General features: G+C 52.9%; 16 protein-coding genes and 2 tRNA genes. 12 read left to right on the top strand and 6 right to left on the bottom strand.

The window, feature by feature from the left end; translation table 11 throughout:
• Nucleotides 1-5 precede the first annotated feature (5 nt).
• A complete protein-coding gene (locus RHH53_RS03440) occupies nt 6-1,721 on the top strand; it encodes an NAD+ synthase (RefSeq protein WP_302678843.1) in 1,716 nt (571 codons plus the stop codon).
• A gap of 1 nt (nt 1,722) precedes the next feature.
• Here the strand turns inward: RHH53_RS03440 and RHH53_RS03445 are convergent, their stop codons facing one another.
• From RHH53_RS03445 to murC, 3 genes are read right to left on the bottom strand one after another with little or no spacing between them, the layout of a single operon-like run.
• On the bottom strand, nt 1,723-2,799 hold the full coding sequence (locus RHH53_RS03445; RefSeq protein ID WP_310744094.1) for a glycosyltransferase: 1,077 nt from the start codon (nt 2,797-2,799) through the stop codon (nt 1,723-1,725).
• Between the two features lie 5 nt (nt 2,800-2,804).
• Nucleotides 2,805-3,710: a UDP-N-acetylmuramate dehydrogenase gene (gene murB / locus RHH53_RS03450; RefSeq protein WP_310744095.1), complete on the bottom strand. Its 906-nt coding sequence runs from the start codon at nt 3,708-3,710 to the stop codon at nt 2,805-2,807.
• The gene (gene murC, locus RHH53_RS03455; protein ID WP_315863526.1) at nt 3,707-5,131 is read right to left on the bottom strand and encodes a UDP-N-acetylmuramate--L-alanine ligase; all 1,425 of its coding nucleotides are present in this window, start codon (nt 5,129-5,131) and stop codon (nt 3,707-3,709) included. The genes murB and murC overlap by 4 nt, the downstream gene beginning before the upstream one ends.
• A gap of 347 nt (nt 5,132-5,478) precedes the next feature.
• Here murC and RHH53_RS03460 point away from each other — a divergent pair, with 347 nt between their 5' ends.
• From RHH53_RS03460 to fba, 5 genes are all read left to right on the top strand, one after another.
• On the top strand, nt 5,479-6,729 hold the full coding sequence (locus RHH53_RS03460; RefSeq protein WP_310744096.1) for a Ycf66 family protein: 1,251 nt from the start codon (nt 5,479-5,481) through the stop codon (nt 6,727-6,729).
• 554 nt (nt 6,730-7,283) lie between these two features.
• Nucleotides 7,284-7,487 (top strand): DUF2811 domain-containing protein, encoded by a 204-nt coding sequence (locus tag RHH53_RS03465; protein ID WP_011056228.1) that lies wholly within the window; start codon nt 7,284-7,286, stop codon nt 7,485-7,487.
• A gap of 24 nt (nt 7,488-7,511) precedes the next feature.
• The gene (gene hemG / locus RHH53_RS03470) at nt 7,512-8,915 is read left to right on the top strand and encodes a protoporphyrinogen oxidase (protein ID WP_310744097.1); all 1,404 of its coding nucleotides are present in this window, start codon (nt 7,512-7,514) and stop codon (nt 8,913-8,915) included.
• 2 nt (nt 8,916-8,917) lie between these two features.
• Complete coding sequence (locus RHH53_RS03475) at nt 8,918-9,163, top strand: type II toxin-antitoxin system HicB family antitoxin (protein WP_206201077.1); 246 nt, start codon at nt 8,918-8,920, stop codon at nt 9,161-9,163.
• Between the two features lie 159 nt (nt 9,164-9,322).
• Entirely contained in the window at nt 9,323-10,402 is a 1,080-nt protein-coding gene (gene fba / locus RHH53_RS03480) for a class II fructose-bisphosphate aldolase (protein WP_181495590.1), read from the top strand.
• A 113-nt stretch (nt 10,403-10,515) separates the two neighbouring features.
• Here the strand turns inward: fba and RHH53_RS03485 are convergent.
• Nucleotides 10,516-10,589 (bottom strand) — tRNA-Arg (locus tag RHH53_RS03485).
• A 113-nt stretch (nt 10,590-10,702) separates the two neighbouring features.
• Here RHH53_RS03485 and RHH53_RS03490 point away from each other — a divergent pair.
• From RHH53_RS03490 to RHH53_RS03510, 5 genes are all read left to right on the top strand, one after another.
• The gene (locus RHH53_RS03490) at nt 10,703-12,370 is read left to right on the top strand and encodes a hypothetical protein (RefSeq protein ID WP_302676815.1); all 1,668 of its coding nucleotides are present in this window, start codon (nt 10,703-10,705) and stop codon (nt 12,368-12,370) included.
• Between the two features lie 24 nt (nt 12,371-12,394).
• Nucleotides 12,395-12,476 (top strand) — tRNA-Leu (locus tag RHH53_RS03495).
• 205 nt (nt 12,477-12,681) lie between these two features.
• Nucleotides 12,682-13,812 (top strand): site-specific integrase, encoded by a 1,131-nt coding sequence (locus RHH53_RS03500; RefSeq protein WP_310744098.1) that lies wholly within the window; start codon nt 12,682-12,684, stop codon nt 13,810-13,812.
• Nucleotides 13,813-13,880: 68 nt separating this feature from the next.
• On the top strand, nt 13,881-14,291 hold the full coding sequence (locus RHH53_RS03505; RefSeq protein ID WP_310438063.1) for a hypothetical protein: 411 nt from the start codon (nt 13,881-13,883) through the stop codon (nt 14,289-14,291).
• Nucleotides 14,284-16,623 carry a VapE domain-containing protein gene (locus tag RHH53_RS03510; RefSeq protein WP_310744099.1) on the top strand — a complete coding sequence of 780 codons (2,340 nt, stop codon included), beginning with the start codon at nt 14,284-14,286 and terminating at the stop codon, nt 16,621-16,623. Before RHH53_RS03505 ends, RHH53_RS03510 begins: the two co-directional genes overlap by 8 nt.
• A gap of 547 nt (nt 16,624-17,170) precedes the next feature.
• On the opposite strand, the gene RHH53_RS03515 is transcribed toward RHH53_RS03510, so the two are convergent.
• A complete protein-coding gene (locus RHH53_RS03515; protein WP_302678850.1) occupies nt 17,171-18,613 on the bottom strand; it encodes a TldD/PmbA family protein in 1,443 nt (480 codons plus the stop codon).
• A gap of 45 nt (nt 18,614-18,658) precedes the next feature.
• On the opposite strand from RHH53_RS03515, the gene RHH53_RS03520 reads away from it, so the two are divergent.
• On the top strand, nt 18,659-19,294 hold the full coding sequence (locus RHH53_RS03520) for a TMEM165/GDT1 family protein (protein ID WP_310744100.1): 636 nt from the start codon (nt 18,659-18,661) through the stop codon (nt 19,292-19,294).
• A gap of 29 nt (nt 19,295-19,323) precedes the next feature.
• Here the strand turns inward: RHH53_RS03520 and RHH53_RS03525 are convergent, their stop codons facing one another.
• Nucleotides 19,324-20,862, bottom strand: a complete 1,539-nt coding sequence (locus RHH53_RS03525) for a hypothetical protein (protein WP_310744101.1) — start codon at nt 20,860-20,862, stop codon at nt 19,324-19,326.
• Nucleotides 20,863-20,869 lie beyond the last annotated feature (7 nt).

A 20,869-nucleotide genomic window follows, 5' to 3' on the forward strand; every position in this document is an offset into this window, starting at 1 on the left:
TTCCTATGGCCGTGCATCTGTGGATTGCGCAGCTCAACCCCACCGTCGGCAGTCTCAAAGCCAATGCCCAAGCAATTCTCACCGCAGTCCAAGAGATCCGCAGCCAGCACCCTCTGGATCTGCTGATCACCTCTGAACTCGCCCTCTGTGGCTACCCCCCCAAGGATCTGCTCCTCAACCGCTACTTTGTTGAAGCGATTCAAGCAGAACTGCACCGCCTTGCCGCTGCCTTACCGGCTGATGTGGCGGTTTTAGTGGGCACAGTGCTAGCCAATCCCGCCGCTGGCGTCAAGGGCGAAAAGCCCCTCTACAATGGCGCAGCCCTGCTGAAGGGGGGACAGGTGCAGCAGGCCTTTGCGAAGCAGTTATTGCCCACCTATGATGTCTTTGATGAATCTCGCTATTTTGCCCCCGGCGGTACGGAGAATCTCTTTACGCTGACGACGGCCAGCGATCAACTCAAAATTGGCGTCACCATCTGTGAAGACCTCTGGAACAATGAGCAGTTTTGGGGAGAGCGGTACTACCAGCGCAATCCCGTTGCTGAATTGGTGGCCCAGGGAGCAGATCTGATTGTGAATCTTTCGGCATCGCCCTACTGTGTTGGCAAACCGAAGTTACGGCAGGCGTTGATTGAACATACGGCTCGCCAATATGGCTGTCCCTTAATCTACGCCAATCAGGTGGGAGGCAATGATGATTTGATTTTTGATGGCAGCAGCTTAGCGGTGAATCGTCAGGGTGAGATCGTTAGCCAAGCCAAGGGGTTTCGTGAGGACTACCTAGCCGTGCGCTGGGAAAAGGGAGACCTCGAACCAACGGCGATCGCCCCTGCAGCCACGGGCGAACCTGAGGAAATTTGGCAAGCCTTGGTTTTAGGGGTGCGCGACTATGTCCGCAAATGTGGCTTTCAACAAGTGGTCATTGGCCTCAGTGGGGGGATTGATTCCGCCTTGGTGGCAGCGATCGCGACGGCAGCCTTGGGCAACCAACAGGTGCTGGGGGTGTTGATGCCCTCTCCCTACAGTTCCGATCACTCGATAACCGATGCGAAGGAATTGGCCGCAAATCTGGGCATTGCCACGCAGATCTTACCGATTGCGCCCCTGATGCAGACCTACAGTGAGGTGCTGGCGCCTCTATTTGCTGGTACCCCCAGTGGAGTTGCCGAGGAAAATATCCAAGCCCGTATTCGCGGTACGCTGCTGATGGCGATCGCCAACAAGTTTGGCCACTTGCTTATTTCCACGGGTAATAAATCTGAACTAGCGGTGGGCTACTGCACCCTCTACGGCGATATGAATGGTGGCCTTGCAGCCATTGCCGATGTGCCCAAAACCCGTGTCTATGAACTCTGCCATTGGCTGAATCAGCAGGCCGCCCAAGGGCATCCGATTCCCGATCTGGCGATCGCTGGTGCCGTTGTCATTCCCCCCCCCATTCTCACCAAAGCCCCCAGTGCCGAACTCAAACCCGGCCAAACGGATCAGGATAGCCTACCGCCCTACGACATTCTCGATGGCATTTTGGTACGAATGATCGATCGCCACCAGTCAGATCAGGAAATTGCCGCTGCCGGATATGATCTAGACTTAGTGCAGCGGGTGCGCCGCATGGTTCAACGGGCAGAATTCAAACGTCAGCAGGCGGCACCGGGGTTGAAAGTGACCGATCGCGCCTTTGGTTCCGGTTGGCGGATGCCGATTGCCGCCCAGTGGTAAGCTACAGCAGTCCCATGGCTTGCAGTTCTTGGCTGAGGCGTTGCGCTTCTTGGGGATTTTGAGCCTGCAGTAAATGAATGGCTTGCCGCAGTTTGTCAAGGGCCGGTCTGAGTTGTCCTAAACGCAGCAGCAGGGCTCCCTGATTTTGATAGGCTAAGGCACAGGTGGGATCCACGGCTTGCAGGCGATCGTAGGTGGCAAGGGCATCGCCCCAGCGTTTCAATTGCTTTTGAGCCTCCGCCAGCCGCAGATAGGTTGCCAGATGCATCACCTCAGGGGTGGGGGTTCTGAGGGCGGTTTCATAGGCTTGGATTGCTGCCGGCCACTCACCGCGTTCGGCGTAGAGATTGCCCCGTTGATAGTGGAGTTCGTAGGCAACGGCGGGGGGGACGCTTTTGACCTTTAGCCCCTGCTCCAGACAGTGCTGAGCCTGCTGCCAAGCTCCTTTAGCCAGATACACCCCTGCCAATTTACTCCACAGGTAGGCATCCTCAGGGTGCTGCTCAAGGTGGCGGCGCATGATCCGCTCCGCCCGTTCCTGCTTTTGTTGTCGCTGGGAACCAAGGTAGCCACTGTGCACAAGGGCCACACGGTTAACTTGACCAATTTGCCAATGGGGTTCCCGCTGCTGCAGGGCAAGAACGCTGTCATCAATCGTTTCGTGGTACGGACGCTGAAAAAAGAGGTCGGGATGGTGACGAAAGAGGCGCGACACATAAGTATAGGGGGGCACAACGCCCAATTCCTGCCGCAGCAATATCACCACCAGCCAATTCGGTTGTCGGCAGATCTCAGGCAGTACGGCGGCAAATGACGGTGTCAGCGTTTCATCCGCATCGAGAACCAGTACCCACTCGGTAGTGACATATTGCAGGGCAATGTTGCGAGCGGCAGCAAAATCCTCTTGCCAAGGAACTTCATAGACCCGTGCTCCCCACTGGCGGGCGATCGCCACCGTTTCATCCTGTGACCCCGTATCCACAATCACCGCCTCATTCACCACACCAACCACACTGGCAAGGCATTGGGGTAAGCGTGCCGCCTCATCCCGTACAATCATACAGAGGGTAATGGCCATAGCAACTAGGCAAAGTCACCAATCAGCTTCACTTCCGGCTGCAACCACACGGACCAGCGATCCGCAACAGCAGCTTGTACATGGCGAATCAAGCGATAGACATCCATCGCTGTTGCGCCGCCACAGTTGAGGATAAAGTTGGCGTGTTTTTCAGAAACTTGGGCGCGGCCAATCTGGTAGCCCTTCAAGCCCGTTTGCTCAATTAACCAACCCGCTGTTCGCTCTTGGGGATTGCGGAAGACACTGCCACAGCTGGGGAAATCGTAGGGCTGCGTCCGCAGGCGATCGCTCAGGTGTTTTTGGGTGTCTGCTTTCACCTGGGCTGGGTCATGTCCCGGTTCCAGCTGCCATGTGGCCTGCAGCACCAATCGCTGGCTGTTTTGAAGACAAGAGGTACGGTAGCCATAGCCCAACTCCCGTGCCGCCACCACCGCCAATGTGCCGTCGGGTTCCAAAATCACCGCTGACACGAGTCGCTCCGCTGTACAGCCACCATGGGCACCGGCATTCATGACCACCGCCCCCCCCACCGTACCGGGAATGCCAACAATCCACTCCAGACCACGCCAGCCCAGTTTTGCAGCATAGTGAGCCAACTTGGGTAAGGGATACCCCGCACCCACCGTCAGTTGTCCAGTTTCTAGATCACTGTTGAGATAGCGCAGATGCTTGGTGGCGATCACGAGACCCGCCACACCGCGATCGCTCACCAGCAGATTAGAGCCTGCCCCCAAAACCGTAATTGGCAGTTCCTGTTCCTGCGCCCAAATGTAGGCTGCCTGCAATTCAGTAATCGTACGCGGTTCCACAAACCATTCAGCACAGCCACCCACATTCAGGGTCGTAAACTCGGCAAGGGAGATGTGGCGTTGCAGAGGGCACTGGGTTTGGGGCAAGCAGGACAAGGTCATAGGGCGATCGCCTCAGTGAGGGAAGAGACACTTAATTGTTCTTGATCCGCCATTACAGACGGAATCAGTTGATTGAGGTTGCCAGCCCCAAGAAAGATCACCAGATCCCCCGGTTGCAGCAGATGCGCCAAGCGAGTTTGTACCGCTTCAAAGGTGGGGCAATAATCCACTGCAGCATGATACTGCCGGGCACAGGTAGCCACATCGGCACCACTAATTGTGCCGGGATTGGGTTCACCCGCACTATAGATATCCGTCAAGATCACGTGATCCGCTGCGGTGAAGCACTGGCCAAAGGCCTCGAGAAAGGTTTGGGTGCGGCTATAGCGATGGGGTTGAAACACGGCCACGACCCGTTGCCAAGGAGCTTGCGTCCCCACTTGCAGGCGGGCTGCCTCTAGGGTTGCACTAATTTCGCTGGGGTGGTGGGCATAGTCATCAATAAAGCGAATCCCATTCACCTGTCCCCGTTCTTCAAAGCGGCGGCGGGCACCGCGAAACTCCAATAAAGCAGCAGCAATGGTGGCAAAGTCAATGCCAAGATAACGTCCCACAGCAATCACTGCCAGAGCATTTTGGAGATTGTGGGCACCTAAGACACTCAGTTGTAGAATGCCAAGGGAGGTGCCCCGCTCCCAAACCCGTGCCGTGGTGCCCTCAGAGGTGTATTGAATATGATCCACACAGTAGTCCACCGCCGCTTGTCGCTGCAGGCTATAGGTCAACAGGCGCGGATGATGCAGGCGATCGCGAATATTTGGACAATCGGCACAGCCAATCACAATGTCTGCCTGATTGGCAAACTGCTGAAACGTGGCCACCACCTCTTCAAGGGAATTGTAATAATCAGGGTGGTCGAGTTCGATATTCGTAATGACGCCAATATGGGGATGGAATTTGCGCAGGGAGCCATCGGACTCATCGGCTTCAGCAACAAGGCAAGGACTTTGACCCACGCGGGCGTTGCCCTGCCACGCCGCCACTTCACCCCCGACAATAATCGTTGGATCCAGCCCGGCCTGCAACAGCAAATAGGCAATCATGCTGCTGGTGGTTGTCTTACCGTGGGTACCGGCAACGGCAATACTTTGGCTACGGTGCATCAGTGCCGCCAGCACATCGGAACGGTGAAAAATGGGACAGCCTAACCGTTGAGCCGCTTGATATTCAGGGTTATCGCTACGAATGGCGGTGGAGCAGATGACTTGAGGCAGCGGGGCAAAGGGATACGTTTCAAGGTTGGCCGCACTCTGACCAATAAAGATCTGCACGCCTAACTCAGCCAGTTGCTCAGTCAAGCGGTTGGGACGCAAATCGGATCCAGACACCCTAAAGCCCTGCTTGGCGAGAATGTAGGCAAGGGCTGACATACCAATACCACCAATGCCAATGAAGTGGAATGGACGCTCACTAAACTCCATCACTGGCTGATTTGCCACAAACAACTCCTTTGCTCCACCAAAAAGAAATACGTTGAATCAATAATTAATTAATATCAATAGATTAGTATCAATAGGCATAAATTCTTAGGCTCATCATAGCAGGTCACCCTCAATCCTCATGGGCTAATACTGGCAGATCCAAGGCAAATATGTCACCCTGAGCCAAAAATTTTTTGCAAACAGTTTATTCAGCCCGTGGCACCCTCTTCCTTGGGGATCAGCAGTTCGACAAAGAATAAACTCTAGCAGAGACAAATTCAGTGCGGTGTAAGGTAGAAGGTTGATACCGCCTTGTCGGTGTGCCGTTATCTTTCTGAGGACTGGGAATGCTGACGAACTTGCTGGCTTGGAGTATGGCGATCGCCAGTTTAGGCTTGTATCTGTTGGGGTTCTTTCTGCCGGAACTGTACCGTAGGTTTGATCTGGTGGCCAGTGGCGCGGGATTATTCTTTGCCCTGACTCTGTGGATCTATGGCGATCGCATTGGCGGTGGATTGCTCCTAGGAACAGCAGCCGCAGTGGCCTTAATTCTCTGGTTGGGTTGGCAGACCCTCAGCTATCGCTGGCAACTCACCTACCCGGGCGATCGCACCGACACCCAAAAAGCTCAAGCCCTCTGGCAAAAAATCCAGTCTCTGCTGCCCGAAGGTACCTTTGCAAAAATCGGTGAGCAACTGCAAGGCTTCATCAGTAGCTTGCGCGATCGCCTCCAGAAACAGCCGGATCGCCCCCAGCTTCCTGTGGATACCCCACCACCGCCGATGGATACTGGCGACATTAAAGAAGATTTGTGGACAGGGGAAACCAGCACCCCCAGTACCGTTGCCGAACAACCCACCCCAGCCACTGAGGAAGCAGCCACCGTCCCAGAAGAATCTGCTGAACCAGTGCCAGTCGCAGAAACAACAGCCAGCCCCACCGCAGACACTCCTACAGACACACCGGCTGATCTGCCGTCCGAAGGGGTTGCCGAAATGACTCCCCCAGAAACGCCTAGTGTTGAAACGCTGCAGCCGCCCACTGCCAGTACCCCAGAGGAGTCAGAACCAGCAACGGTTACTGCTTCAGAAGAACCAGCCCCTCCCGAGACAACAGTTGACGCTCTAGAACCCACAGTGACCGCCGAAGCACCAGAAGAGCACGCATCTCCTGAAACGGCAATTGAGACTCCAGAATCCACGGTGACTCCTGAGGCAGTGGCAGAACCAGCCCCTCCTGAAACGGCAGCAGTGACGCCCCCTGAGACAGTCGTTGATGGCCCAGAACCCACGGCCACTCCTGAGCCAGTGGCAGAACCAGCCCCTCCTGAAACAGTGGTTGAGACTCCAGAACCGACGGCGACCTCTGAAGGAGTGGTTGAACCGCCTCTAGTCTCTGAATCTGCTCCCGATGCTGAACCGACAGAAACGCTGCCTCCAGTGCCAGAATCGCGCACCGCTGCCGCCGATCTCCTAGGGGATATTCCGGAAAGTAGTGATATTGAGGATGAGGCAACGTCAGAGGGGACAACCATCGAAAATCCAGAACATACTCCCCCTGAAGATGATGACTGGCCGCCCCCTGAAGCCCGTCTATGACCTCTCAGGCCATCGGGTACAGGGCAGGACTTATCGCTCCGCGAATCCCGCAAAAGTTAATAAAGTCATGAATCCCTGACTTTTGCTGCTTTTATTTTCTCTGAAGCGAACCTTAATAGAACCTTAATTTTCCCCTAACTTTCCCCAAAAATTCCCCAATTTTCCCAAGGTTTTCCACAGATTGGGGCAAAGTTTTCCACAGGCCTTGACGGTGTGATCGGATTTCAAGAGATTTCTGGGGATAACTGCTGCTGGAGCCTTGGGGAAAACGCAAGGAGCGTCAAAAGTCCGGAAACGCTGATTCTGTCGTGGATTGCGATCGCCAAGATGGGTGAAAACAAGGATTGACAGACCCTAGGACAACCCAGACAATGGAGTTCCACGGATAGAGATTCACTTGCTCTGAAACCTTGTGAATGTAGGGCTAAATCCCGCTCTGAGTCAGGGGTCTGGGGATTTGGTCAGAACTTTTATGGGAGTTTTCCACAGGTTTACCCAGGGCGAGCTGATGGCGCCTGCAATTTTGTCTTGGTTTTATTGAGGTAACTCACGGTATGAACGCTCAAGCCACGATTAGTATTCTTGCCGAGATTCCAGAGGAGCTACACGAGACCCTAAAATACTACCTCGAGCGGCATCCCGATTGGGATCAGGATCGCGTCTTTGTGGCCGCACTGTCCCTCTTTTTGCTGCAAAATGGAGAATGCGATCGCCGCACGGCACGGGTCTATCTCGACTCGTTGTTCAAGCGATCCTAAACACGTTGGAGGGTAGCAAAACGGGTGAGTGAGGTAGATGTCGCAATTGTGGGTGGTGGCCTCAGTGGCCTGAGTCTGGCTTGGCGGTTGCAGCAAAGCGCCCCCCAGTACAGTGTGGTTGTCCTAGAGGCCAGCGATCGCCTTGGGGGGAATATTACGACACAAGCAGCGGAGGGCTTTGTCTGGGAACTGGGTCCCAATAGCTTTGCACCGACCCCTGCCCTGTTACAACTCATTGCTGAGCTGGGCTTGCAGTCGGAACTCATTCGGGGCGATCGCCACCTACCGCGCTACATCTACTGGCGGGGGCACCTCTACCCCCTAGAACCCACCCGTCCCCTTGCCTTAGCCACCTCAAATCTCCTCAGTCCTTGGGGAAAAGTGCGGGCAGCCCTTGGTGCCTTGGGGTTTGTCCCCCCCTATCTGGGCAGTGGCGATGAATCAGTTCATTCATTTTTCCGTCGCCATTTGGGGCAAGAGGTGGCTGAACGGCTGGTGGCGCCCTTTGTCTCTGGGGTTTATGCGGGTGATCCACAACAACTGAGTGCCGCTGCTGCTTTTCGTCGTATTGTCCAACTGGAAAAACTCGGGGGTGGCCTCATTGCCGGTGCCCTGCGCCTACGGCGTCAACAAGCCCCTAAACCGAAGCCGCCTACGGGTGTGCAGATGCGACCGGGGGAACTTGGCTCCTTTAAGGAAGGCTTGGCTGTGCTACCTCGGGCGATCGCCCAACAATTGAAGGCACCGATTCACCTGCAAACCCCGGTTCAGGAAATTGCCCCAGAATCCAAGGGTGGCTACCTGCTGCGCAGTGGTGAGCAAACGTGGCACGCCCGCAGTGTGGTCTTGGCAACGCCCGCCTATCAAACCGCAGAGTTGGTAGCACCTTTTCAGCCAGCGATCGCCCGTGTTTTGGCTACCATCCCCTATCCCACCGTGGCCTGTGTGGTCTTGGCCTACCCCGCTGGACTCGGGCGCAGTGTCCGCCCCGGCTTTGGGGTACTCATTCCTCGCGGTCAGGGCATCCGCACCCTTGGCACTATTTGGTCGTCCTGTCTCTTTCCCCAACGCACTCCCGCCGGTTGGCAAGTCTTTACGAGTTTTATTGGCGGTGCCACGGATCCTGATTTGGCAAGCCTCAGCGAAGAAACCATTGTCCAGCAGGTGCAGCAGGATTTGAGCCGCCTCCTTGATTTACCCGCAGCCAAGGCACGCTTACTCGGTATGAAAGTTTGGCGACGGGCGATTCCCCAATATATTGTCGGCTACCCTGAGCAGTGGCAGCAGGTGACCCATGCCCTCAGTCAAACCCCCGGCCTGTTCCTGTGTAGTAACTATGCTGAGGGTGTCGCCTTGGGCGATCGTGTTGAACATGGCAATCGAACCGCTGCTGCTGTTGCTGCCTACCTTTCAGGAGGCCAGCCCTAGGGATGTCGCTGTCGGACTATATGAATGCGGCTCTTGAGCGGGCTATCTATCACTTCAATGCAGAGGATGGCCTGATTTACGGTGAAATTCCAGACCTTGAGGGGGTCAAGGCCCATGGCAAGACAGTGCTTGAATGCCGCGAGCATCTCTCCGAACTCTTAGAGGATTGGATCTACTTCCATGTCTCGCGGGGCATTGCCGTACCCATGATTAACGGCATTGAAGTTCCCGTACGGGAGATTTTTTGAACCTCACCCTCTTTGGGTACGGCTGATCTATAGAAAAGGACTGTATTCTCAATAGGCCAGCGATCGCTCCCCTGTAACATAAACGAGCAAACATAGCCTAAGATTATCGGTAAGGTTAACGAAGCGATACATCCGCTCTACTAAGGAGGACATAACCCTATGGCACTCGTACCCATGCGCTTGCTGCTCGATCACGCAGCCGAAAATGGTTACGGCATTCCCGCCTTCAACGTCAACAACATGGAGCAAATCCAAGCCATCATGCAGGCGGCCCATGAAACCGACAGTCCCGTGATTTTGCAAGCATCGCGGGGTGCCCGTAAATATGCTGGGGAAAACTTCCTGCGTCACCTGATTTTGGCTGCGGTGGAAACCTACCCCCACATCCCCATTGTCATGCACCAAGACCATGGTAACGAGCCTGCCACCTGCTACTCCGCCATTCGCAACGGCTTTACCAGTGTGATGATGGATGGCTCCCTTGAAGCGGATGCCAAAACTCCCGCCAGCTATGAGTACAACGTGGCCGTCACCAGCGAAGTGGTAAAAGTCGCGCACTCCATTGGTGTTTCCGTGGAAGGGGAACTCGGCTGCCTTGGTTCCTTGGAAACCGGTAAAGGGGAAGCCGAAGATGGTCATGGGTTTGAAGGTGCCCTCGATCACTCAATGCTGCTCACTGACCCCGATCAAGCTGTGGACTTCGTGGAGCGTACCCAAGTGGATGCCCTTGCAGTGGCCATTGGTACCAGCCACGGTGCCTATAAATTTAGCCGCAAACCCACGGGTGAAATCCTCGCCATCAGCCGCGTGGAAGAAATCCACCGTCGTTTGCCCAACACCCACTTGGTGATGCACGGTTCTAGCTCAGTGCCCCAAGAATTAATTGACATCATCAACCAGTACGGTGGCACAATTCCTGAAACCTACGGCGTGCCTGTGGAAGAGATCCAAAAAGGCATCAAAAGCGGTGTCCGCAAAGTGAACATTGACACCGACAACCGCTTGGCCATTACCGCTGCGGTGCGTGAAGCTCTCGCCTTGGCACCCAAGGAATTTGACCCCCGTCACTTCCTCAAGCCCTCCATTAAATACATGCAAAAAGTGTGTGCTGAACGCTATCAGCAATTTGGTACCGCCGGCAATGCCAGCAAAATTAAGCAACTCAGCCTTGATGACTATGCTGCCAAATATGCCAAAGGTGAACTGAAACAAGTGACTCAGAAAACCGTGGTGGTCTAGGCACTCTGCGATCGCTGAGCAACGATAAGTAACGTGATAGAGGGTGGCTACGGTCACCCTTTTTGATTTGAATAAAAAATAATAGCTCTATAGTTTTATTCAGCTTTACTCAACGGGCTTGGAGGGACTCGAACCCCCGACCTGCTGATCCGTAGTCAGCCGCTCTAATCCACTAAGCTACAAGCCCAAGTCAGGAACACTATCCTAGCATGAATTCCCAGAGAGATCAAAGGGGCGACAGGAAATTTGCGCGCGGGTGTGTCATAGTCGGGAGCGGAGACCCTTGACTCAAACGGATAGATGCTGAAGAAACTCCACCGCTGGTTCTTGACCACTCCCCATCTGCCGCGATCGCTCGTGGCTTTTGGTCTGAGTCTGGCTGCCCTTGCCCTCTTGGATAGCAGTGCTAATCTTGTCCTCGCTCATCTAAAAGCAACTGCCCCAAGGTTCTTTGCTGGCTTGGTTGCTGGTACCTTTGATACTGGCTTTGCCCCAGAGGTGTGGCTCTCGGTCATCGGCCTCACCCTCGGTACGTTAATCATTGTGATTTCCATTGCGGCGCAAAATATCCCCAAAATTACTGAACTGTACATGCAGGACTGGACGAGCCTGATCTATGTCTGGTGTCTGGTTTTGGGGGGTGCCCATATCTTCTACATCAAGGTTTTGCAGGACTTGGGACGGCATCCTGTCGGCAGCATCCTGTTGAATTTATACGGCCTCTTGCCCTTGGCAATTTTGACGGCCCTACCCTACATCTTCTACATCCTCAAGTCCATCCAGCCAGAAAGTGTGGCTCAGCAAATTTACCGCCGCCAGTATCACTACATGAGTCAACTGGGCATTGTTCTCAAGGATGGGGTGTCCTATCAACCGCAGTTTTTGCGTCGTAGTCAGGCTCACCTGATCGCGGGATTGAACCAATTGGATGATTTGCTGGCCTATGTGGCGTTTCGGGGAGCGCAGGCCGAGATTATTGGTGCAGTCAGTGAACTGCTTCAGCACTACATCAGTTGCAAGCCCGATTATCCAGCCTATTTCTTTCGCCTCAGTGGGGCGGTGATGGGGGATATTGCCTTCAAGACGATGTTTGACCAATTTAGCCAGATTGAAGAGAACCATACCTTCTATGAGCAAAAGTGTTTTCGGCTCCTCGGCAATGCCTATGTGCGCTTTTTGGAGGAGGAGCAGTTTCCTCTCGCGTCGCTGTGTGGCTCTGAGATGTGCGCGATCGCCCACCGCATTCTCAGTATGGGGGATGACATTTTGCTGGACCTAATCATTATTCGCTTTAATACAATGATGCGCTTTGCCATTAAACACGGCAGTCGTTACAACGAGGCACGCAATCTCTATAACTTGGCCTTTCACTATCGGCGGTTTATTGAGAGTCTGGTGCATTACCAGCGCCCCCAGCTCACCCAAAAGTGTGTGAATTATCTACGTGCCTACGGGAATGAAGTCTATGAGTTAGCACAGAATAGTCCTGCACTGTATTTCATTGTTGATGTCTTTGCCGCTGAGCTAAAGAAGGTCTTAATCTTGGTGAACGAGCAGCAGTGGGAGGAGCGACTGCAACTGGAACTCTTGGAGGAAATGCTTCGCCTAGATAATCCACCGGAACTGCGTCAACCCCAAAATGGCGATCGCCCCTATGGCAAAAGTACAGGGGTTCGCCTCCTACAAATGGGACTCGCCCTCTTTTACTTGGCACGGCAGCAACCTCAGTTTGCGCAGCGGATTGTTGAGGATATGGTGGAGGATGCAGCGGTTCTCGGCTTGGCGGGGTTTAAGCGTCTCTTTCAGCAAAATTGCGATCGCCTGCGCCAGGCTCAGCCCAAGTTTTGGGAGGACACCGATCGCGGCAATGCCAATTTGTACTACTCAGAACACACCGAGCAACTGCCTGCCCTACAGACCCTTGTGGATCGCGCTTGTCACGCTCTGGAGATGACTCAGTCGTCCTAAAGCATGGTATAGTAATAAGTCTGAGGGCGAGTGGCGAAATGGTAGACGCACTACACTCAAAATGTAGCGGGAATACCCCATGTCAGTTCGAGTCTGACCTCGCCCATTTCTGAAAACCTAGTCTGGTAGCGGGTTTCCAAAGCCCCTAACTCTGAAAAGGTTGGCCAAGGCGAGCGCATTTGGCGGTTCTGGATAGGTGCTTGGGTATTGTCAGGGTATCCAGCGATTATCCGACGCCGGAAACGATTAGGGAAAGGCATGACAGAGAAGTGGTCAATTCCTTGTTTTTGCAGTGAATGGCCTTCTTTTCTATGAAACTTACGCTGGAAAACTTTAAGGGGTGCTACCGGTGTCGGTTCACTATCGCTGGCAAGCGCCATGCTGTTTACTTTGGCACTAGGGACTACGCTACGGCAGTTCGATTGCATCGAAAGCTCCAAAATGACGTGCTGAACGGCACCCTGAATCCCGATCTAAAGAGTTATTCCCTGCGCCACAGTCTTCTGGTTAAGAGTTCCCCTGCTCAGCCAAAGATAACCTTGCAAGGGCTTTGGGATAGGTGGGTAGAAACCCTAAACCTAGAGCCGGCGGTACGACACAACCACTACCACTGGACAAGAGCAGCTATCCCCGGAAAGTCATTGTGGAATGAAACGGCATGGTTTCTCAGAAAATCTGCTGAATGGTCTGCTAGCACTGCTCGCTCCCGTCTCACGATGATTCGGCGTTGCGTGGATTGGGGCATAGCGACTGGCTTAGTTTCCGGGGAGAATCCTTGGGGCTCCGTTAAGCTGCGATGCAAAAGAGGGCAATCGCGGATCAAGCCGTTCAGTAGAGCAGAAGTACAAGCAATTGTTAAGGCGTTTAGCGAGGATACTTTTTGCTCAAAAACCGCCAATACAAAGCACTCCTACTATCTCCCTTTCGTGAAATTCCTATTTACCTATGGAACACGGCTGGGAGAAGCTGTTGCTCTCACTTGGGATAAAGTTCTTTGGGAGAACCGGTTAATTGTTATTGAGCAAACCGCCAGCCGCAATCTGAGTCAATCCCCAACCTCGTCTAGACTCGTTCTCAAGGAGACGAAAACCGGAGAAATCCGTTTTCTGTATCTGACTGCCGCCATGGAAGCAATGCTGAAGGGGCTAAAGGAGACAAGCGATAGTCCCTATGTGTTTCCCGGCAGGCGGGGCGGATTGCTTGACGTCAATTCCTTTAGGAAGGCGTGGCGTAGGGTTTTAGAGGGGCTGGGGATTCCCTACCGATACCCCTATCAATGTCGCCATACTGTTCTATCCCATGTGGCCAAAGAGCATGGATTACCTGCTGCGGCTGAATTAGCTGGCCACAAAAGTCTTGAGATGGTGACCCGACATTATGCGAAGTTTGTGGGCTGCCAAGCTGATATTATCCCGAATCTTCTAGAGGAAGACTCTAGATAGCTGCACTAAAAAAGAGCGACACATTAACCAAAGTGTCGCCAATCTAATTTTGTAAAGGGGTGGAAAGAATGCAAGCCAAAATCATACTGGATTTTGATCATAATCTAGCCGAGTTATGGTTCAACGGTGAACCGATTCATGTCGGTCACTGCGAATTGTTCCCCCCAGTGCCCTACTTTTCGGATGGGTACTGGCAGCTTTCTCCTTATGTAGCGCGAGTCTCAGAGCTTTTCTATTTCACTGGCGGGATTAGACCGTTTTCGCAGGTAGATTTTGCTCTTTGCGATCCTGATTATTCTTTCCCAATCGACGAGGCAAAACGAGTCTGGGCTACCAAGCCAAGACCCAACCCAAGACTTATGGCTCTAGTAGCTGAACTCTTGAAACGCACTGATCGAGACGTTCTGCTTTTCTTGCAGTCCCGTTACTCTGCGGAAGAAATTTATGAAGCCATGAAAAGAGGAGATTCTGATGCATAGAAAATTTATTCCATCTTCCAAGACGAATCCTTGTCCTGTGTGTGGGCGAACCAAAGATGGGGATTGCCGCGTTACCGTTGACAAACAGCTTGTTCTTTGCCACACCTACTCTGATTCTCTCCGTTTATGGGAAGAAGTTAACGGCTGGAAGTTTATCGGTTCGTCCTATAATCCACTATGGGGCAAGTTTATCAGGGTAAAAGAAGATTGGCAAAAGCCTTGTCGTCCAGCGGGAAAGCGGTATTGGGACTATCATGACAGCCAAAACCAAAAGATTGTTCGCGTGCACCGCCAAGACTTCGGGGATAGCCGCCCAAAGCGAATCTGGCAAGAGTCCTTAATAAAGGGGAAATCCCCCGCAGAAACGTTAACGTTTGCGCTGCCCTACCGCTATACAGAGTGCATATCCGCCCAATCCCGAGGGTGCCCCGTATTTTGGGTGGAAGGTGAAGCTTGCGCTGACAGCTTATGGGATATAGGCATTGCTGCAACGACGACTATTGGCGGCTCTGGCCAATACAGGTCCCACCAGTACCGCAATCTGTTTGACGACAAAGCGCTAGTTATATGTCCGGATTGGGATGAAACGGGCTTCAAGTACGCAGAAGCCGTCGCCCAAGATTATCCTGAAGCACGCTGGCTGTACCTTGATGTTGCCTTCGCGAGAGGCCTCTCTATTCCCAAGAATGGCGGCCTCGATATCGCTGACTGGATTGGTATTCTTGCTGAGCGGGGACTGCCAAAGGATGAAATAAAACAATTGATTCTCAGGTCGACAGAGAGCCGACGGAAGGGGTTTGCGCCTACCAATACCCCTGCGGAAGACAAGCCCAGGGAATTACTGGACTATGAACTGCTAAAAAATCGGTTTGGAGACCGACTGCGCTACAATCTGCTGACCAAGGAAGTGGAACTGGATGGTCAGCAGATAGAAGTCGGCGAAGCTAAGCTCCTGTTTGCCATTGACCATGCAATCAGGCTGAAGTCCAGCAAGGAAGACATCGCCAGTATTACTACAAAGCTAGCCAAAGAGCACGCTTACTCTCCAGTACGGGATTACTTAGAGAGGGTTTGGCTATCCTATCGGTCAAACCCCCATCCCCTAGAATCCTTGCATCGGCGAATTGAGACATATCTAGGTTGCGACAACAGCGTGCTGCGTTTACTTGTCATCAAAACATTGGTGGGAGCTGTGGCGCGCGCCTACGAGCCTGGAGTTAAGGTGGACACCATCCTAATCTTGTGCGGTCCCCAAGGATGCCGTAAATCTTCCTTTTGGCGCGCTTTGGCCAGTGCGGCATGGTTTGATGACTCGCTGGACTTGGAATCGTTGGGCGATAAGGATTCGCGGTTACAGTTACACGCTTCTTGGATAGTCGAATTCCAGGAAGCGGAACAGATGTTCGCCACTAAGCAACAGCGAGGAACGCTCAAAGCTTTGCTTTCGACTTGCCGAGATCGGATTCGTCGCCCCTACGGCCGGGTCTTTGAAACCCTAGAACGCCACTTCGTGGTGGTTGGGACAACCAATCATCTTCAATTCCTCGATGACCCGACTGGAAATCGCCGTTTTTGGATAGTTCCGGTGCGCGCCCCCATCCCCCTAGAGAGGGTAGAAGCCGAGAGAGACCAAATTTGGGCAGAAGCAGTCGCTCTTTACAAATCCGGTTTTGCTTGGTGGTTGTCTTCGTCAGAACAGCAAGCTGTTTCGGACTTGACCAGCCGACACGAAAACGAAGATCCTTGGCAGGAGCCGATTGCCAACTTCCTCGCGGCGCGCTCAGAAACAACCATGGCAGAAATTTTTTCAGACGTGCTGGGCGTAGAGATGTCACAGCGAGAACAGTATAAACAGCGGCGAATTGCCGCAATCCTGCATCAGCTTGGCTGGGAGCGGCGGCATGGGATGCGCGGCAAGAAATGGGTGAAGACGGAACCGCAACAACTTAACAGCCATGGTAGTTCTGAGCAAACGGATAAACAGTGCTCTCCCTTTATTCAAAATTTTGATCAATACGGGTCATATGGGTCATATGGGTCATATAGTACTCAAAAGCCAGACAAATCAAGCACTTCTGGCGATGACCCCTCTGATGACCCCTATAACGGCAAGGTGGGTGACGGGTCATTGGGAGATGACCCCAACGCCCATCATGACCCCCCAAAAAAAGAGGAATTTTGCCAAGGGGTCATAATAGAAACCTCGATTTCTCAAGCCTTGCGCCGACTGGATGACCCTAATGACTCTTATGACCCCTCAAAAGTGCTTTTTACCCAAAACTTTTCCGGGAATGGATCCGAATGGGATCTTTATTGCGATGGGTATGAATGACGTGATGGCTTTACCATCTCACGCGAGTCTCATTTTCTCGCTTAAGAATAAATATCAAGACTCTTGCCAAGGTGAGAGATGGTGCTAGCGGTTTTTCCTTTCTGCTTGCTAGAGCGATTTGGTGCCGCGAAGCCCCTGCCCTACCCTTCTTCCTAAAGAACTGACGAGGGGGGGATTTGGCTCGTTCTAACACGTCTTAACACCGCCCCACCTATAGGGTCAGCATGGGCACTCAAGGGGAGTCTGAGCCGTGATCCAGTACCCTGCACTGCCGAGGATTTTATGCGCTATTACCGATACTGAGTTTCTCGGCTGGGAGAGGATGCTTACCTTCTTACTGGGTCAGTTGTGCTTGCTGATCGTTTTTTTAGTTTGCCGAACCCATAGGGGGGCACAGTTTTTTTTTGGGATGAGTGAGTATGGTACGTTTTGGGTATAGTAGAGGGAATATGCACTGCTCTGTCAAAAACTGAATTGCGAGGGGATAACCACTCAAAATGTAGCGGGAATACCCCATGTCAGTTCGAGTCTGACCTCGCCCATTGATTCAACCCCCGCCAAAAACTTGGATATTGGCAAAGGCACACACCGGTGAAGCGTGACCCACCCGAATGGCTTGATTGGGTTCGCCTTTACCACAAAACGGTGTACCAAAAATACCGAAGGTGGAGGCATCTCCCACCGCAATGAGGCTATGCCAAAATTCAGGGGTGGTACCGCGATAGTTGGGATTGCGCAGGGTGCGGGTCAGGCGGCCATTTTCAATGCGCTTGGCATATTCACAGCCAAACTGAAATTTGAGACGGTAGTCATCGATTGACCAAGAACGATTGGACTCCATGTACACCCCCGACTCAATGTTGCCAATGATCTCGGCAAAGGACTGTGTCCCTGGCTCAATATTCAGGTTCGCCATCCGGTCAATGGGGGGACGATTCCAAGAACAGGCACGGGCATTGGCAACACCAAGGACACCCGCTCGCTGCTGACTTTCAAGGCTGCCCAGACCGCGCAGGAGGCGTCCTTCCTTGATGAGATAGATGCGTTCAGCCGCCACCCCCAAATCATCAAAGGCATAGCTGGCCAGTTCACCGGCAACGGTCGGATCAAACGTGACGTTCAAGAGGGGGGAGCCGTACTGCCGCTGCCCAAAGTCCTCAAGGCGAATAAAGCTGCTGCCGGCATAGTTGCGCTCATCCCCCAAAATGCGGTCTAGCTCTAGGGGATGACCAATGCTCTCGTGGATTTGCAGCATCATTTGATCGGGGGCGAGTACCAGTGTTGTCGTTGTTTCTGGGCACTCTTGGGCACTGAGGAGTTCAACGGCCTGCTCGCCAATGTGGCGGGCGCGATCGCTCAATTGATCAGCCGTCAGCCACTCTAGCCCCCCTTGATAGCACCGCGCTAACCAACCATGATCGGTTCGCTGCTGCACTACCCCTGCCCCCTGAGCCGTGGCGCTCATATCGGTGAGCACTTGATAAAATTGCTGTTCAATTTGACTGCCATCACTGGTCAACCACTGAGTGGTGGTCTCTACAGTTTGCACAAAGGCACGGGTTTGCACAATGTCGTCACTGACTTTGAGGCAATGGCAAATGTCCTTGAGGAGGTGATTCAACTCAGCGGCTGAAAGTTGGTCAAAAGGTTGCTGCTGGGGCGATCGATAGTGTCCCTTGCCCTTGCCCCGTGCCGCTGGCGTAAAGTTAAAGACTCGCCAATGGGCAGCGGTTTTCGCCTGTTGATAGGCCTGCTGAATCGCCCGATGGATAGCACTGGGTTGCAAATTTGGGGTTGCTGTATAGGCAAATTGACCATCGACGAGCACCTCAACCATGACACCCCGCTGGCGCGATCGCTGGTTCATTTCAGGATGTCCATCCCGAGCACTGCGAGTCGTGACAATCTCCTCAACGTAACGCAGCCCAAGCCAATCAAGGGGTAAATCCACCTGATTCAAAAGGGCGGTGAAATTCTTCGGTGTCGTCATGGCAGCGTGCTAATTTAAGGCATGGTAAAGTTTGAATTCTTTTCCATGCTAACGGCTTTTACTGCGGGGCTGACCCTCATCACGATTTCTGAGCTGGGAGACAAGACCTTCTTTATTGCCATGATTTTGGCGACCCGTCACAGCAAGCGGTGGGTCTTCCTTGGAGTATGGGCGGCTTTAATTGTGATGACACTGCTTTCAGTGGCCGTGGGCAAGGTCTTTCAACTTTTACCGCAAGAGTTCACCTTCTATGCGGCGATTTTGCTCTTCACTGTTTTTGGTCTCAAGATGCTAATTCAAGGCTGGCGAATGGGGGATAGCCCCTGTGAGGATGAGTGTGAAGCGGCAGTGGAAACCGTTGAAAAGGCGGAAGCCAATCTCAGCCGTTGGGGCAGTAACCCTGCTTGGGTGACTTTTGTGGAGGCCTTTAGTCTCACCTTCATTGCTGAATGGGGCGATCGCACCCAAATTGCAACGATTACCCTTGCTGCCGCGAGCCATGCCTTGGGCGTTGCCCTTGGTGCCATTGTTGGCCACGGGATTTGTGCCGCGATCGCGGTTCTAGGCGGCGGCCTGATGGCTGGACGCATCTCCGAACGGACATTGACCTTGGGCGGTGGTGCCCTATTTTTAATCTTCGCGATTGTTACCGCCTTGCAAGGGATGCCAAGGGCTTCTTGAGCCGCTTCTGAATCTAGAACTCCAATTGGTTATAGGAGGCGGCCAGAGGTGGCAAACTCCTGCACCGCAGCGCGCATAAAGTCTTCAAGGGAGCGTACCCCGGCTTGATCCTCGAACACCTTCGGCAGATTGTTTTGGATTTTTTCGCGGATAAATTGGCGATACTCAGCACTTTGACCCAGTTCAATGGCTTTTTGAATATAGGCAGAAACATCTGGTGCAATTAATTCCGGTAGCTCTAGGAGTGTGAGAATACCAGCGGTATGCCGCCCCCGCATAAAGCGTCCTGGTGTGGTCACCATAGGGACTTGGGCATAGTAGAGGGCTTCAAGGGTAGAATTCCCCCCTGACCATTCAAGGCTGTCTAGGAAAACATCGAGACAATGCAGCATTGAGGTAAAACCATAGAAGTTTAAGGGTCGGCAGAAGAAGCAGTACGCCCTATAGTCAAGGTTTTTGGCAGCAAAAGCTCGTTCTAGACGTCCTTCAAACCGCTGGCGGCTGTTTTTGGTCATAAGGTGGCTTATAAAGACAAATTGGCAATTCCCCACTGCTGCGGCAATTTCGGGATAGATGTCGTCAAACTGGGGGAGATACTTGAAGACACTTTGCAGGCAACCGTAGATAACGGCATCGCTTTTGAGGCCGAATTCCTCCCGCGTAATGGGCGATCGCGGGTCGGGGGGTAGCGGACTAAAGGCAATCCCCAAATTTTTTAGCCTGATCAGCTTTTCTGTGTAATGCGTTTCGCCATCGGGCGGTTCCATCAACTCACTACTGAGGAAATAATCAATTGTGGGTAAGCCAGAGGTGTCGGGATGCCCCCAAGACATACATTGAATCGGCGCTAATTTCAGAGCGGCAATCTTGATCAGTTCCAGATCCATGCCCAGTTCGGGGAAAATCACTAGATGTAATTGATCGGCACGAATCTGCTCAAACCATTCTGCGGGTGATTTGGTGCCCATGACAAAGCGATGGCAGTAGGTTTTTGCTTGCTCCGTACAGCGATCGCCATCATCTCGCACGTAGTAGCCATAAAGCTGAAATTGTGTTTTATCAAGATGTTTAAGCCAGCCGTGGAGCAGCAACTTCCAAACCGTATGCCCACGAAAGTGCCCTGAAACAAACCCAATCCGTAGAGGTTCATTGGCCTTCACTGGTGGCATTGGGGGGCGTTCTTTGGCGGCTGGAATCACACTGGTCATGATTTCGTAGATCATCTGCCCATACTGTTGTTGGACATCGCGGGTTTCTTTCCCTTGATAGGGCAGTAAAAATGTATTCACATTCCCCAGCCACTTCGAGAGATATTGTTTCTTATCTAAAGAGAAACTCTGAAACGTTTGATAGAACTCGGCAACGGATTCTCTGATTTTTTGACGGCAATCCTGTAGCTCTTCTACATCTTTATAAACGTAAATCAAGTACCTCGTACACTTGAGAAAGTCAATGCCAATTTGCCAGTCAGGTCTCAGTTCAATCGCTTTTTCGTAGGCTGCTAGTGCCTGTTGTAAATCACTATCAACACCACTGATCATGCCCAACAGGTACCAACATCTTGCCATGGTAGGA

This window comes from Thermosynechococcus sp. PKX82 (genome assembly GCF_031583255.1).
Lineage (GTDB): Bacteria > Cyanobacteriota > Cyanobacteriia > Thermosynechococcales > Thermosynechococcaceae > Thermosynechococcus.

Coding starts and splice junctions, on each gene's coding strand:
- murB (WP_310744095.1), bottom strand. CDS start 3,710: ATGACCTTGTCCTGCTTGCCCCAAACCCAGTGCCCTCTGCAACGCCAC.
- RHH53_RS03460 (WP_310744096.1), top strand. CDS start 5,479: ATGCTGACGAACTTGCTGGCTTGGAGTATGGCGATCGCCAGTTTAGGC.
- RHH53_RS03475 (WP_206201077.1), top strand. CDS start 8,918: ATGTCGCTGTCGGACTATATGAATGCGGCTCTTGAGCGGGCTATCTAT.
- RHH53_RS03505 (WP_310438063.1), top strand. CDS start 13,881: ATGCAAGCCAAAATCATACTGGATTTTGATCATAATCTAGCCGAGTTA.
- RHH53_RS03525 (WP_310744101.1), bottom strand. CDS start 20,862: ATGGCAAGATGTTGGTACCTGTTGGGCATGATCAGTGGTGTTGATAGT.
- RHH53_RS03465 (WP_011056228.1), top strand. CDS start 7,284: ATGAACGCTCAAGCCACGATTAGTATTCTTGCCGAGATTCCAGAGGAG.
- RHH53_RS03500 (WP_310744098.1), top strand. CDS start 12,682: ATGAAACTTACGCTGGAAAACTTTAAGGGGTGCTACCGGTGTCGGTTC.
- RHH53_RS03520 (WP_310744100.1), top strand. CDS start 18,659: ATGCTAACGGCTTTTACTGCGGGGCTGACCCTCATCACGATTTCTGAG.
- murC (WP_315863526.1), bottom strand. CDS start 5,131: ATGGAGTTTAGTGAGCGTCCATTCCACTTCATTGGCATTGGTGGTATT.
- RHH53_RS03515 (WP_302678850.1), bottom strand. CDS start 18,613: ATGACGACACCGAAGAATTTCACCGCCCTTTTGAATCAGGTGGATTTA.
- RHH53_RS03440 (WP_302678843.1), top strand. CDS start 6: ATGGCCGTGCATCTGTGGATTGCGCAGCTCAACCCCACCGTCGGCAGT.
- fba (WP_181495590.1), top strand. CDS start 9,323: ATGGCACTCGTACCCATGCGCTTGCTGCTCGATCACGCAGCCGAAAAT.
- RHH53_RS03510 (WP_310744099.1), top strand. CDS start 14,284: ATGCATAGAAAATTTATTCCATCTTCCAAGACGAATCCTTGTCCTGTG.
- RHH53_RS03445 (WP_310744094.1), bottom strand. CDS start 2,799: ATGGCCATTACCCTCTGTATGATTGTACGGGATGAGGCGGCACGCTTA.
- RHH53_RS03490 (WP_302676815.1), top strand. CDS start 10,703: ATGCTGAAGAAACTCCACCGCTGGTTCTTGACCACTCCCCATCTGCCG.